The organism is Brevibacterium sp. CT2-23B (assembly GCF_013168765.1).
Taxonomy (GTDB): domain Bacteria; phylum Actinomycetota; class Actinomycetes; order Actinomycetales; family Brevibacteriaceae; genus Brevibacterium; species Brevibacterium sediminis.
The window spans coordinates 59,448-73,847 of sequence record NZ_JABBYK010000009.1 but is presented as its reverse complement, the minus strand read 5'-3'; the positions used below and the strand labels follow the sequence as shown (position 1 = coordinate 73,847).

The following is a 14,400-nucleotide window of genomic DNA, read 5'->3' as shown; positions in this document are numbered from 1 at the left end:
CATGACTGCCGAAACCACAGACACCACCACCGCCGACCCCTCCGACCTGCTCGACCTCGCCGGACTCCTCACCGACGACGAGCTGGCGCTGCGCGAAAAGGTCCGCAGCTTCGTCGACGAGCGGATCCGCCCGAACATCGCCGAATGGTACGAAGGCGCGATCTTTCCGACCGAGATCGTGCGTGAGATGGGCGAGCTCGGCCTCCTCGGCATGCATCTGCAGGGGTACGGCTGCCCGGGGCGTTCCGCCGTCGAATACGGTCTCGCCGCCCTCGAACTCGAAGCCGGCGACTCCGGACTGCGCACCTTCGTCTCCGTCCAGGGATCGCTGGCGATGTCGGCCATCCACAAGTTCGGCTCCGAGGCGCAGAAGAACCGCTACCTTCCCGGAATGGCCAAAGGTGAGATCATCGGCTGCTTCGGACTGACCGAACCCACCGCCGGATCCGACCCCGCCTCGATGGCCACCACCGCCACCCAGGGCGCCGACGGATCCTGGACGCTCAACGGTGCCAAACGTTGGATCGGTCTGGCCTCGATCGCCGATATCGCCGTCATCTGGGCCGCCACCGACGACGGCATCCGCGGCTTCCTCGTGCCCACCGACACCCCCGGATTCACCGCCACCCCGATCACGCAGAAGCTGTCGATGCGGGCCTCCATCCAGTGCGATATCGACCTTGCGGACGTGAAATTGCCCGCCGAGGCGGTCCTGCCCGAGGTCACGGGACTGAAGGGGCCGTTCTCCTGCCTCAATGAGGCCAGGTACGGAATCATGTGGGGCGCCATGGGGGCCGCCCGCGACTCGTTCGAAGTCGCCCTCGACTACGCACAGAACCGCCTCCAGTTCGACAAGCCGCTCACCGCCTACCAGATCACTCAGGAGAAGCTGGTGAACATGGCCCTCGAGATCCAGAAGGGCACACTCCTGGCCATCCAGACAGGACGACTCAAGGACGCCGGGACACTCGATCCCGTGCAGATCTCCGTCGGCAAGCTGAACAACTGCCGCGAAGCCATCGCCATCTGCAGGGAGGCCCGAACCATGCTCGGCGGCAACGGCATCACCCTCGAATACTCACCGCTGCGGCACGCGAACAACCTTGAATCCGTGCGCACCTACGAAGGCACCGACGAAGTCCATACGCTCATCCTCGGCCGCCACATCACCGGGGAGCAGGCATTCAGATGAGCTGAGTGGGTTGAAGCGGAGGCGGCTACATGGCCCGGGGCAGGGCGTTGTTGGCGCATCGTTAGTTTGTACGTACACTGTGTACGTACAAACTAACGATGATGCTCTCACATCACTTCTTGCAAAGGGGATTCGTCATGGTTGCCGAATCGCAGATCAAAAGTCGCATTCCGCTTTTCGACGGGATGAATCGGATTCCGGGTGGAATCATGCTCATTCCGCTCATCCTCGGCTCTATCGTCGGGACCTTCTTCCCGGGATTCCTTGACCTTGGGAACTTCACCACAGCGCTATTCAAAGATTCGGCTCTGCCGCTCATCGGAATCCTCATCTTCGCAACCGGGATGCAGATCACGCTGAAGACCTCGGGCCCGGTTCTGGCCACAGCAGGAACGATTCTCCTGACGAAATCACTCGTTCCCGCAGCGATGGTTGTCCTCCTGGGGCATTTCGTCGGAATCGATGGAATCCTGGGAGTCTCGATCCTCGCGCTGATCGTCACCATGGACAACAGCAACGGCGGTTTGTGGCTAGCCTTCACCGGCCGCTATGGAGATGCCCGTGATCGGGGAGCGTATATGGCTTCAGCCATCAACGATGGTCCCTTCTTCTCAATGCTCTTTCTCGGCGCGGCAGGACTTGCCGACATTCCCTACACTCTGCTTCTGGCTGCAGTGATCCCGCTCGTTCTCGGTATCATCGTCGGCAATCTTGATGAGAAGTGGACCGAGATCATGCGTCCGATTCCGAATATGGTGATCCCGTTCTTCGCCTTTGCCCTCGGAACCGGAATCGATCTCGGAAACGTTGTCACTGGTGGTCTTTCGGGCCTTCTGGTCGGCGCTTTTGCCACTCTCTTCACCGGAACTCTGGCGTACTTCGGATACCGGTGGATCCTCCGTCGAGGCAATCAGTCCGGAATCGGAATTGCCTCGGCGACGACGGCAGGAAACGCCATCGCCACCCCTGCGATCATCGCTGGCGCTGATCCGACATTCGAACCCTACGTCGAAGTCGCAACAGCCCAGGTCGCCTCGGCAGTTCTCGTCTCCGCCGTTCTCGCTCCGCTCCTCGCCGCTTGGGTTCTCAAACGGGAGGGTGGACTCAAAGTTCAGGACGAGAATACCCAGTCAGCGCCGCTGCGCCCCGAGGGACTGTGACCACCCCGGCAGTCCTCGTCGTCGCCGACGACCTGACTGGAGCAACTGACTCGTCCGTGCAGTTCGCACGTGCCGGTTGGCAGGCGCGACTGCAACTCGACGAGTCCGTCAGCGAGAATCAGTCGAACGGGACGGTGAGTGCACGAGTCACCGACGCTCGTGCCATGAACGACGACGAGGCAAGTCAACTGACGCGGGAAGCAGTGCTCACGGGTACCGCCGGTCAAGATCGGCGCCTCTTCCTCAAGATCGACTCAACCCTGAGAGGCTCCGTCGCCGCGCAGATCGACGGCGCTTTGACTGGATGGAAGACTAGACAACCGGAAGCGGTGGCCCTTGTCTGCCCTGCCTACCCGGCGATGGGTCGGACCGTCATCGGAGGGAGGCTGCTCGTCGACGGTATCCCGGTCGACGAGACAGCCATTGGAAACGACCCGGTCACGCCGGTGACAACCTCATTTGTAGCGGAAACCCTGCCTGACAGCGAAGCTTTCAACGGCTCCATCGAGCACGAGCAGCTGAGGCGTGCCATCAAAAGAGCCCAGGACTCGGGTACCGCGTCTCTGACGGTGGACGCCGGTACCGACAGCGATCTCAGTACCATCGCAGAGGTGGTCGCAGAGTTCGGCGGCACCGTCGTTCCTGTCGGCTCCGCTGGGTTGGCTTCCGCACTCTCAACTGTCTGGGGCTCAGAACTCGGATCCCGAGAATGGGTCGTGCCGAACTGCCGTCGACTCGTAATCGTGGCAAGTTCTCTGCACACCGTGACCCGCGAGCAGATCGTCGCACTCACAGAGTCAATGGCTGGAGCAGTCGAAGTCTGGAAGCCTGATCTGACGCAGATCCTCGACCGGGAACCACGTCGAGCATGGCTGGAAGAGGTGCGCGCAGCTGACTCATCTGCGCCTGTCGTCGTCATCGATGCCCCAGCTGGACGGACAGTTCAGACGGAACTGGTCGCAGGATTCATCGCTGAGACGACGGCCGAACTCACCGGATCGGATCCGTCGACAGGACTCATGTTGTTGGGCGGTGAAGGAGCGCGAGCAGTGCTCAACCGGCTCGGCGCCCGCGGCCTGCTTATTCGTTCGACGGTGCGAGAGGGCATCCCGATCGGCACCATCGACGGCGGGAATCGCCACGGGACAACTGTCGTCACAAAAGCCGGCGGCTTCGGTCGCCTCTCTGATGTTGCACACATCGCTGCAGATCTGCTTGGCATCGAGCTAGAAGGAAGAGAATAATGTCACTACCTGTTTTGGCCATCACATTGGGAGACGTTGCCGGGATCGGCCCCGAGATCACCGCGAAGTCACTTCTCGGACACGACGATCTGCGTGAGAAGTGCGTGCCGGTCGTCATCGGCGATGTGGCCTCGGTCCGGCGCGGAGTCGAAGCAGTTGGAGGGGAAGCCTCGGCAGTTCGAGAGATCACCTCGCCTGCTGAAGCTCGCAACATTCCCGGCACCGTTGAAGTCATCCAGGTCGGTCCGGATCTGAGCGATGTCGTCGTCGGCGAGCTCAGCGCAGCTGCGGGTGACGGTTCTTATCGGTTTGTCGTCGAAGCGTGTCGACTGGCCAAGGCCGGGGACGTTGACGGCATCGTCACTGCACCGCTGAACAAAGCCGCGATGCACGCCGGTGGTCACCAGTTCCCCGGCCACACCGAGCTGCTTGCCCACGAGTTCGGTGTCAAGGACTACTCTTTGGTCCTCTCCGCGGGAGACCTCTATTTCTTTCACCTGACCACACATGTATCAATGCGCCAGGCGATCGACGACATCACTTACAGTCGCACGCTCAGCGTCCTCAAACTCGCGGGCGCCTTTGCCAAATCGATGGGCACTCCGGATGAACTGATCGGACTTGCTGGCCTCAACCCGCATGCTGGGGAGAACCGCCTGTTCGGCAACGAGGATGCCGATGTGCTCGCTCCAGCCGTCGCAGCGGCGAAGGACTCAGGGCTCAACGTCGAGGGGCCGCTCCCCGGCGATGCTCTCATTCCTTCTGCGGTGCGCGGTAAGGTCAACCTCGTTGTCGTTTGCTACCACGACCAAGGGCACGCTCCGTTCAAGGCTGTCTACGGTGATGACGGAGTCAACATCACGGTCGGTCTGCCCGTAGTTCGCGTGTCCGTCGACCACGGCACAGCTTTTGATATCGCCGGTCGGGGAATCGCACGTGAGGCTAGCCTTGTACTGTCTATCGAACGGGCCGCGGATCTGGCGCCCGAATGGGGTGTCGTGTGGGAAGCCGCGCAAGCGATGTGAGATATTCTGATCCGGCCGGGTGAGTCGGCCGAAGGTCCCCATTCGGACAGAGGAGAATCATGTGGATCGATGATCAGTCTCCCGCCAGCCTTGACCCTGCGTCCGATGTCCCGTTGCACAGGCAACTAGGCGATACGGTGCGAACTGCAATTGCAGGCGGTCAGCTGCCTCCTGGGACTCGATTGCCTACTGAAGCTCAGTTCCAGGAGCGATTTGGAATCTCCCGGTCGGTAGTCAGGCAGGCGCTGTCGGGACTCGCCAGTGATGGTCTGGTCCAACGAGGACGAGGACGCGGAAGCGTTGTTGCACCGAAGCATGAGCACCACCGGGCGGTTCAGAAGATGTCTGGACTGTCTGCTCAGATCGCTACCTCTGACGACGTGGTTACTACTGAAGTTCTTCGCCTTGAGAGCGATTCTGATCCACGGGCAGAGGCGGCTTTGGGGACTTCGGATCTCGTATCACTATTGCGTCTGCGCAGTGTCGGAAGCGAGCCGATTGCGCTTATCCACACCTGGTTGGCAAAGTCGACTGTGCCAGGGTTGCAGGCCAGTGACCTTGTCGATGTCTCTTTGCACGCGACTCTCGCGGCGCGTTATGGGGTCCCCGTTTCCGCTGGGCGCAGGCAAGTGCGAGCAGTCGCAGCTTCGGGATCTGTGGCTGCCGAAATGTCCGTGCCAGTCGGCGCTCCATTGCTGGTTCTAGAAGGGACCAGTCTCGATTCAGCAGGGTCAGCCATAGAATATTTCTGCACCTGGCACAGAGGCGATCAGGTAGTTTTCGATGTCGATGCAGGGGCCAGTACCCAGGACAGTTCGCGCTCGTTCAAATCAGGAAGCGTGAATGCACACAGTTCGCCAGATGAAGTCTTGGGGCTGAGCGGGAGCGCACTCCGACTCGCTGAATCCTTGACAGAATTTGCTGCGCGTATCTCAAACGAGTCTCACCGTTGAATTGCTGGATGCTTTGTAATGAGTTAGCTATTCGGAGGCCTCGGCCGCCATATCACCGGCCAGCAGGCCTTCCGCTGAGCTGATCCGGGTCGCAGTCGGCCAGTACCCTAGATCAGCTGCTGACCTGCACCCCGCCGACCCACACCTCGGCGGGGGTGCGCAGATCCTCCAGATCAGCCAGCGGATCGGTCCCGAGGACCAGCAGATCCGCACGACCGCCTTCGACGATCCGCCCCCGGTCACTCAGCCCGAGCGCATCGGCTGCGCCCGAGGTGGCCGACCGGATCGCCTCGGCGGCAGCCATCCCGGCGTCGATCAGGTAGCCGAGCTCATCGTGCAGCGACGCCCCGTGGGGCACGGGCGCGAACGGCGTCTCGTTCGCATCGGTGCCCGCAATGATCCGCACCCCCGCCGCATGCAGGGCGCGCACATTCGACAGGGCGAGAGCGAACGCGGAATCGGCATGCTCGCCGAGGCGGGCGTCGGCAATCGCACGCATCATCACCAAGGTGGGGGAGACGATGGTGCCCGTCTCGACGATCCGAGAGATCGTCGCCTCGCTCAGCCGTGCCCCGAAAGGGACATGGGTGAGCACATCGACACCAGCCTCGAGGCCGCGATCGAACGCCCCCGGAGTGACCGCATGGGCGACGGTGAGCAGGCCCCGGCCGCGCGCTCCGTCGACGAGCGTCCGCAGCGTCGGGATATCGAGTGCGGGCACCTCGGTGGCGTCCGGATCCTCGATGATGATCTTGATGAGATCGGCTCCGCCGGCCTCCCGCCAGTCAAGGAAACGGTCAGCATCGTCGGGTCCGGTGACACCGGATCCGACGGGGAATCCCATCACCTCGATCTGTGAGCTCCCCGGCGCCGAGGCGGCCGATCCGGCGCTGACGATCCCCGGGATTCCGCGGTCAGACCGGAAATCGTCGACAAGCGAGTCCGGATGCGTCCCGAGATCGACGAGCGTCGTCAGCCCCGAGCGAAGAGCACCGACGAGCGGCTCCCGCGATTTCAGGTGCACATGAGTGTCGATGAGTCCCGGCAGAACGAATCCGTTCGACTCCGCAGACGGGTCCTCGGCAGGGCTGATCGTCGTGATCGTATCGGCGAAGTCGATGTCGACGGCATCGCCGATGGCAGCGGAGTCGACATCGATGATGTGCACATTGCGCAGAGTCGTCATGAATCCACCTTAGTCACCGCAGGCATCTGCAATCTTCACAGTTCCGGGAAGCAGACCCCGGTCAGCTCTTCGGACACCGCCCACAGTCGGCGGGCCGCCTCGGTGTCGGTGGACTTCGCCGAACGGGATGCGAACCCCGGCTTGCCGCGGATCTCGAACGCCCCGGTCGGGCCGATGTAGCTGCCACCGGGCAGATCGGCGACGGCGGCGCAGAGGATCGGCCGTGCCCCGTTCTGCTCGCTCTGAGCGACCACTCGGGTGAACGCACGGCTGACTCGCGCGTCCAAAGAGTTGTCGTCGCTGGAGCCGAAGAGGTTCGTCGCCGCCATCCCCGGATGGGCGGCCGTCGCGATCACCGAGGATGACTGTTCGGACAGCCGACGTTGGAGTTCAGAGGTGAAGAGCAGGTTAGCCAGCTTCGACTGACCATAGGCGGCCATCGGCCGATACGATCGGCCGGTCCACTGGAGGTCGTCGAATTCGATCGTGCCGAACCGGTGGGCGATGGAGGCGACGGTGACGATGCGCTCGCGCACCTTCGGGAGCAGCAGGTTCGTCAGGGCGAAATGGCCGAGGTGGTTCGTCCCGAACTGCGATTCGAATCCGTCGACGGTCCGGTACAGGGGCGGGATCATGATCCCCGCATTGTTGATGAGGAGATCGACCGGATCGGTGAAGTCCGCAGCGAAGTCGCGCACCGAGGACAGATCGGCGAGGTCGAGGTCGCGCACCTCCGTGCTCCCGGACATCGTCTTCGCGGCGGCTTCACCCTTCGCGCGGTTGCGGACGGCCAAGATGACATGGGCACCGCGGCCCGCGAGAACCCGGGCAGTCACCCGGCCGAGTCCGCTGTTCGCGCCGGTGATGAGGGCCGTGCGCCCTGTGAGATCGGGAATGCCGAAGTCCATCGGAGAAGTCATGAAGCCATCCTAGATTTCCGCCCTGGCAGTCAGCTGTCCACCCGAGCCGCCACCGCACCACCGAATTTGTTAGGGTAGCCTTCGTGCCGAAGACCCCTGAAACCGGTGCGCAGATGCTGCGCCGAGCCGCCCGTCGGCGCATCCGTCCCCTGTTCGGTGGAGCAGGGGCCTTGTCGATCTGGCAGGTCTGCGAAGCGCTCGTGCCGGTGGCGATCGGCATCATCGTCGACCGGGCGATCATCCCGCTGTCGATCCCAGCCCTCATCATCTCCATCATGGGCCTCGGCCTCCTCTTCACAGTGCTCAGCCTCGGCTACCGTTTCGGTGCACGTCTGTGCAACTCCGCCCGCGAGCACGAAGCCCACGCCCTGCGTGTCGAGATCACACACGCGGCGCTGACCGCCCCGGGCCTTCCAGCCGACCGCACCTCGGGCGAGGTTCTGTCGATCGCGTCTGCGGATGCCGACACCGCGGCCACCGCATTTCAACAGGCCGGACGCGGCATCGCCTCGGTGCTGGGCATGATCACCGCCGCGGTCTTCCTCCTCATCGCCGACCCCGTGACCGGACTCGTTGTCCTCATCGCCGTACCCGTCGGCCTGATCATCGTCGCCCTGCCCGGCCGGTCCGTCTCCGCGCGCGCGACCGCGCAACTCGAAGCCGTCGCCTCCGCCGGACGCTCGGCGTCTGACCTCATGCACGGACTGCGCGTGATCAAAGCGATGGGAGGAGAGCCGTGGGCGGTCCGTCGCTACCGCGCCACCTCCGATGCGGCCGCCGACGCCGGCGTCGCCACAGGTGAGAAAACCGGACGCCTGGCCGGGCTCGGGGCACTCGTCATGTCCGCGGTGCTGGCGATCGTTCTCATCGTCGCGGGCCTGCGCCTCATCGACGGCCAGATGAGCGTCGGCGCGCTGATCGGCATCCTCGGCATGACCGCCTTCCTCACCGAGCCCATGCGCGCACTCGCCGACATCGTCGGCCTCTTCGCCCAATCCCACGGCGCCGCCGAACGGATCGCCCGCCTGCTGACCAGCATCGATGCTGAATCAGGCACCGGCGATGCGACAGACACCAGCGCCGAGGCGGCCCCCACCACCCGTGATGCCGCCGATATCCGCCCGAGAGTGACCACCACCGAATCCGGAATCACCATCACCGGATGGCCGACGACCGCCGAGTCCCGGGCACTCACCACCGCCGGGGGAGCGCTGACCTGCATCGTCTCCGACGACGCCGAGGACGCAGCCATGCTGTTGGCTGAGCTGACCTACCACGCCAGGAGCCTCGGCCCCGCCCGGATGCTCGTCGCGCCCCACGACGTCGATCTGTTCGAAGGCACCATCGGATCGAACATCACGATGGTCGTCGCCGACGACAGTACAGACACCGACGACGATCCGGACGCTGCCGATCACCCACCGATCTCGGCCGAGGTGCTCGCCGCCTCGGGAGTCGACGAGCTGCTCGACCTCGTCGATGGGGGACTCGGCTACCGGATCCAGGAACTCGGCGGGAACCTCTCCGGCGGCCAGCGGCAGCGCGTCGCCCTGGCTCGAGCCCTGAACGCCGACCCGCAGATCCTCGTCCTCGCCGAACCCACCACCGCCGTCGACGCGGTCACCGAAGCGAAGATCGCCCACGGACTCAGCCGACTGCGCCGCAGGAGAGGAGACCAGGCCACGATCATTCTCACCTCGTCCCCGGCCTTCCTCGCCGCCGCCGACACCGTCGCCTATCGCCCCACGTCGGGCCCGCTGCTCATCGGCCGCCATGCCGATCTCCTCGAGACAGACACCGACAGTGCCGAGGCCTACAGAGAGACGGTGACCCGATGACGCCGCAGACCACCCTGACGCTCGCCTCGCGGCGTCGCTCCTTCGCCCACCTGGCCCCGCTGCTGCGGCGCCGCGCCGGCTGGATCGTCCTCCTCGTCGTCGCGGGACTGGCCAATGCCGGGGCAGGCCTCGTCGGGCCGTGGGCGATCGGCCGTCTCGTCGACGAACTCCCCGCCGGAGCAGACCCCGAACTCGTGTGGGTCTGCGCCATCGCCGTCGCGATCGCCGGCATCGTCATGGCCGCCGGCACATGGATCGGTGCCTGGGCGCTCGCCCGCATCGCGATGCCCGTCGTCGCCGAACTGCGTACCGAAGTCGTCGACTCAGCCCTGACACTCGAGTCCCAGCGGATCGAACGCACCGGCACCGGCGACCTCGTCTCCCGCGTCGCCGACGACTCCCGCAAGATCGGCGAGGCCGCCGGCCAAGTGCTGCCGCTCGTCGTCGAATCCCTCCTCGTGGTCGTGGTCTCTGCCTTCGGTCTGGCCGCCATCGATTGGCGTCTCGGCCTCACCGGGCTCGTCGCCGTGCCGATGTACTGGCTCACTCTGCGCTGGTATCTGCCCAGATCAGAACCCATCTACAAAGAAGAACGCGCCGCTTTCGGCAGGCGTGCCGGCCGCCTGCTCGGCGGCCTCACAGGCAGCGCGACCCTGCGCGCCTATCGTGCCGAGGCCGGGGAGATGCGACGCATCGACTCCGCCTCTGCGCATGCCCGCGACCTGTCGATCGACGTCTTCCGGTTCGTCACCCGCGCCTTCGGTCGCAACAACCGCGCCGAGGCGGTCGTGCTCTCTCTGCTGCTGGCCGCCGGCTTCGTCCTCGTCTGGTTCGGGGAGTCCACCGCCGGCGCCGTGACCACGGCGGCTCTGGTCTTCCACCGCCTCTTCAACCCCATCGGCGCCCTCGTCGGACTCTTCGACCAGGTCCAATCGGCCGGTGCCTCCCTGACCCGGATGGTCGGAGTCATCGACGAAGCCGGAACCGTGCCGAAGCGCTCGGCCCAGGCCGCACCCGCCGCCCCGTGGCTCGTGCTCGAGGACCTGTGGTTCTCCTACGACACCGACGCGGATACGGACAATCACGTGCTGCGCGGGGTGAACCTGAGCATCGCGCCGGGTGAGCACATCGCGGTCGTCGGCACCACCGGTGCCGGGAAGACGACGCTGGCGAAGATCGCCGCGGGACTGTCCGCACCCGGTCACGGACGGGCACGGCTGACGGACGGCGGTGCCGCCTCGGCGAACGGGGTGGACGTGGGATCGATGGACGAATCCGCGCTGCGCCGGCATATCGCCATGGTCGCGCAGGAGGTGCACACCTTCTCCGGCAGCCTGCGCGACAACATCACCCTGCCGCGTCCGGACGCAAGCGACGACAATGTGCGCAATGCCGTGGACATGGTCGGCGCCGGGTGGGCGACGTCCCTGCCGAACGGCCTCGACACGCAGATCGGGGAGGGTGGGGTCCGCCTGTCCGCGGTGCAAGAGCAGACGATCGCGCTCGCCCGCCTCGTCCTCGCCGACCCGGACTTCGCGATCCTCGACGAAGCCACCGCCGAGGCGGGATCGGCCGGAGCCCAAGTCCTCGAATCCTCCGCCGCGGCGGCCCTTTCCGGCCGTGGTGCGCTCATCGTCGCCCACCGGCTCAGCCAAGCGGAGAAAGCCGACCGGGTCCTCGTCATGGAGCACGGGCAGGTCATCGAGGAAGGCACCCACGCCGAACTCGTCGGTGCGGGCGGCCGCTACGCCGAGCTGTGGGAGGCGTGGTCGGGCTGAGGCCGTCGGACAGGGGGGCATCAGCTCAGGCCGAGCACCGTCGTGGCGATCGTGAAGTAGAGGATGAGGCCCGTGGCATCGCAGAACGTGGAGATGAACGGGTTGGAGAACACTGCCGGATCCGCCCCGACCTTCTTCGCGATGATCGGCATCAGCCCTCCCACCGTCGCGGCCATGATGCACACCGACAGCAGCGTGAGTCCGATGACCAGGCCGATCGCCCAACCGTAGACGAGTCCGGCGACGACGAAGCCCAGTGTGCCGAGCACGGAACCGAGTACCGCGCCCACGCGCAGCTCTCTCCAGATGACTCGGCCGAGGTCGCGGACGCGCACCTCACCGACGGCCAGGGCTCGGGTGACGGTGGTGGCCGCCTGGTTGCCGGTGTTTCCGCCGGTGCCGGTGAGCAGCGGAATGAAAAGCGCGAGGACGACGACCTGATCGAGCCGGTCCTCATAGACTTCGAGGACCTGGACGGTGAGGATCGCCGATACGGCGAGGACGAGCAGCCATACGATGCGGCTCTTGACCAGACGCATGATCGTCGAGGACAGGTAGGAGCGATCCAGCGGTTCCGTACCGGACCCGCGGGCGAGGTCCTCCGCGTCCTCCTCGTCGACGATATCGAGGACGTCGTCCATGGTGAGGATGCCGACGAGCCGCTCCTCCTGATCGGTCACCGGCATCGCGATGAGTCGGTGGGAGAGGAACTCACGCGAGGCTTCCTCACGGTCCGTCAGCGCATGAGTGCTCAGCGAATCACGAACGATGTCCTCGATGATCGTGTCCTCATCGGCGGCAAGCAGGTTGCGCAGCGACACCACTCCCCGCAGCACCCGGCCGGGACCGACGACGGGCAGCAGGTAGACGGTCTCGGGTCCGTCGATGCGGGCGCGCACGACCTCCATGGCCTGGGCCGCCGTCCAATCCTCGTGGATGCCGAGGACCTCCGGAGACATGTACCGTCCGATCGCGGACTTCGGGTATCCGAGCACCGCGGACGTCATCTCCCGCTCGTCCGGGGTCAGCCCCTTCATCAGGCGGCTGGCCACGCTGGCGGGCAGCTCGCCGAACAGCTCGGCACGGTCATCGGGGTCGAGGCCCTCGACGATATCGGCGACCTCAGGTTCGCGGAGATTGCCGATGAGCTCGGCCTGGTACGCCGGAGGGAGGTCCTCGAAGACGTCGAGAGCCTCCTCCTTCGTCAGCACGCGGAAGAGCATCGCAGACTGCAGCGGGGTCGAGGTGTGGACGAGGCGTCCGATCTCGGCACGCGGGACCTGTTGGGCCAGACCAGCGATCTCATCGAGCGTACCGGGATCGATTCTGCCGGTGAGTGCGGATTCGAGTCGGTCGGCCGCCTCGGTGCCCTCTGTCGTATCGGCCACACATGCCCCCTCACCTCGGACGGAAACTCCCGCCCTCAACCTTAGGCCATCCACGAGGCGGCGCCGGGCTCGCCTCGACAGCGCGCAGCCGCGACATTTCGGGCACCACCGAAACAACACAGCCCTACGATGGTGGCATGACGAGGAGATTCCCGGAGTCCGCACCGAACATCGCCGCCCTGGCGTCGGCCATCGCCGACCCGAGGCGCGTGATGATCTGTGCCAGCCTCCTCGACGGCCGTGCCTGGACGCTCACCGAACTCTCCCGCGCCCTGTCGATTCCGATGTCGTCGATGACCGAACACGCCAACGTCCTCATCGACTACGGCGTCCTCGTCGAGCGACGAGAAGGCCGACACCGCTATGTTCAGATCGCCTCGACCGACGTGGCCGACTGGCTGGAGCACACCGGAGCTCTGGCCGGCGGAACGATGACCTCAGCACCGACGCTGGCTGCGAAGACCCGTGACCGTCAGCTCATCGAAGCCCGCACCTGCTACCGGCACATCGCAGGCCGATTCGGCACTCAGCTCTTCTCCGCACTGATGCAGCGAGAATGGATCGATCCGTCTCTCACCATCACCGAATCCGGGAGGGCCGGGCTCGCAGAGGCATTCGGGCTCGAAGTCGGTCAACCGTCCGCCTCGTCGCGCCCCTTTGTGCGCCGGTGCCTCGATTGGACGGAACGTCGTTCCCACCTCGGCGGTCGCCTCGGCGACGACATCTGCAGCACGTTGTTCGACCGCGGGTGGATCCTGCGCCGCCCGCACTCGCGAGCTCTGACGATCACCGCGGACGGGCGCGACCGCCTCGACTGGGTGTTCAGCGCACAGAGAGATCATCTCTGACCCCCAACGAGCAATCCGACAGCGAACAATCCGACAGCTAACAACGGAGACCGACGATGACCGCACCCCCCGACACCACGAGCGCCTTCCGCGAACTGCACGTTCCCGGCGACCCGTTCATCCTGCCGTGCGCCTGGGACGTGGCCAGTGCGCAGTTCTTCGCCGAGGCGGGGCATGCGGCCATCGGCACCACGAGTCTGGGCGTCGCGGCTGCCATCGGCGCCGCCGATGAGGACCGTGAGACGCTGACCGCCACCGCGGACCTCGTCGCCGCTCTGCGTCGGGCGCTGCCGGAACAGCCGCTGACCTGCGATTTCGAGGACGGGTACGGTGACGGCCCCGAACCCGTCATCGACTCCGTGTCCGAGGCTTTCGCCGCCGACCCCACTGGCCGACTCATCCTCGACGGCATCAACATCCAGGACTCGCGGCACGCACGGATGAGCGAGCCCGTGGTCTTGGCCGCGAAGGTGGCGGCCGTCAAAGAAGCGTGTCCGGATCTGTTCGTCAACGCCCGGATCGACACATTCTGGCTCGGCCAGGACAGCCTCGGCGAGGTTCTCGAACGCATCGACGCCTATGCGGGCGCGGGAGCCGATGGCATCTTCGTCCCCGGCGACCTCGACCTGTCGACGGTCGAGGCGATCACCGTCCGCAGCCGGGTTCCGGTGAACGTGCTGGCCAGTCCGCGATACTCGCGGACGACGCTCGCCGAGGCGGGGGTAGCCCGGATCAGCACCGGGTCCCTGCTCTACCGTGCGGCGATGTCGGAAGCGCTGCGCTCCCTCGCCGTCCTTGCCGACGACTCCCCGGCGGAGACTGAGAACGTGCTCTCGTACCGGGCTTTCACCGAACTGGGCTGAGTCAC

At 65.3% G+C, this 14,400-nt stretch carries 12 protein-coding genes; 9 read left to right on the top strand and 3 right to left on the bottom strand.

All coding sequences use genetic code 11. The annotated features are described in order from the left end of the window. The first annotated feature begins 1 nt into the window (after window position 1). From HIM68_RS18455 to HIM68_RS19390, 5 genes are all read left to right on the top strand, one after another. On the top strand, window positions 2-1,192 hold the full coding sequence (locus tag HIM68_RS18455; RefSeq protein ID WP_172175244.1) for an acyl-CoA dehydrogenase family protein: 1,191 nt from the start codon (window positions 2-4) through the stop codon (window positions 1,190-1,192). Window positions 1,193-1,290: 98 nt separating this feature from the next. Then, the gene (locus HIM68_RS18450) at window positions 1,291-2,352 is read left to right on the top strand and encodes a 2-keto-3-deoxygluconate permease (protein ID WP_253904067.1); all 1,062 of its coding nucleotides are present in this window, start codon (window positions 1,291-1,293) and stop codon (window positions 2,350-2,352) included. Further along, complete coding sequence (locus HIM68_RS18445; RefSeq protein WP_172175241.1) at window positions 2,349-3,596, top strand: four-carbon acid sugar kinase family protein; 1,248 nt, start codon at window positions 2,349-2,351, stop codon at window positions 3,594-3,596. Before HIM68_RS18450 ends, HIM68_RS18445 begins: the two co-directional genes overlap by 4 nt. Then, window positions 3,596-4,621 carry a 4-hydroxythreonine-4-phosphate dehydrogenase PdxA gene (gene pdxA / locus HIM68_RS18440; protein WP_139907034.1) on the top strand — a complete coding sequence of 342 codons (1,026 nt, stop codon included), beginning with the start codon at window positions 3,596-3,598 and terminating at the stop codon, window positions 4,619-4,621. Before HIM68_RS18445 ends, pdxA begins: the two co-directional genes overlap by 1 nt. A gap of 59 nt (window positions 4,622-4,680) precedes the next feature. After that, window positions 4,681-5,574 carry a GntR family transcriptional regulator gene (locus HIM68_RS19390; protein WP_172175238.1) on the top strand — a complete coding sequence of 298 codons (894 nt, stop codon included), beginning with the start codon at window positions 4,681-4,683 and terminating at the stop codon, window positions 5,572-5,574. Window positions 5,575-5,686: 112 nt separating this feature from the next. Here the strand turns inward: HIM68_RS19390 and HIM68_RS18430 are convergent, their stop codons facing one another. Further along, a complete protein-coding gene (locus tag HIM68_RS18430) occupies window positions 5,687-6,760 on the bottom strand; it encodes an amidohydrolase family protein (protein WP_172175235.1) in 1,074 nt (357 codons plus the stop codon). A gap of 35 nt (window positions 6,761-6,795) precedes the next feature. Continuing rightward, window positions 6,796-7,680 (bottom strand): oxidoreductase, encoded by an 885-nt coding sequence (locus HIM68_RS18425; RefSeq protein WP_216657268.1) that lies wholly within the window; start codon window positions 7,678-7,680, stop codon window positions 6,796-6,798. Window positions 7,681-7,763: 83 nt separating this feature from the next. Here HIM68_RS18425 and HIM68_RS18420 point away from each other — a divergent pair, with 83 nt between their 5' ends. Together HIM68_RS18420 and HIM68_RS18415 are read left to right on the top strand one after the other, a co-directional pair. Further along, complete coding sequence (locus tag HIM68_RS18420) at window positions 7,764-9,518, top strand: ABC transporter transmembrane domain-containing protein (RefSeq protein ID WP_367647587.1); 1,755 nt, start codon at window positions 7,764-7,766, stop codon at window positions 9,516-9,518. Beyond that, entirely contained in the window at window positions 9,515-11,296 is a 1,782-nt protein-coding gene (locus HIM68_RS18415; RefSeq protein WP_172175217.1) for an ABC transporter ATP-binding protein, read from the top strand. Before HIM68_RS18420 ends, HIM68_RS18415 begins: the two co-directional genes overlap by 4 nt. Window positions 11,297-11,316: 20 nt before the next feature. On the opposite strand, the gene mgtE is transcribed toward HIM68_RS18415, so the two are convergent. Next, the gene (gene mgtE / locus HIM68_RS18410) at window positions 11,317-12,684 is read right to left on the bottom strand and encodes a magnesium transporter (RefSeq protein WP_172175214.1); all 1,368 of its coding nucleotides are present in this window, start codon (window positions 12,682-12,684) and stop codon (window positions 11,317-11,319) included. A 137-nt stretch (window positions 12,685-12,821) separates the two neighbouring features. On the opposite strand from mgtE, the gene HIM68_RS18405 reads away from it, so the two are divergent. Next, window positions 12,822-13,532, top strand: a complete 711-nt coding sequence (locus HIM68_RS18405; RefSeq protein WP_172175211.1) for a helix-turn-helix transcriptional regulator — start codon at window positions 12,822-12,824, stop codon at window positions 13,530-13,532. A 56-nt stretch (window positions 13,533-13,588) separates the two neighbouring features. Then, the gene (locus HIM68_RS18400) at window positions 13,589-14,395 is read left to right on the top strand and encodes an isocitrate lyase/phosphoenolpyruvate mutase family protein (RefSeq protein WP_172175208.1); all 807 of its coding nucleotides are present in this window, start codon (window positions 13,589-13,591) and stop codon (window positions 14,393-14,395) included. The last annotated feature ends 5 nt before the right edge of the window (window positions 14,396-14,400 follow it).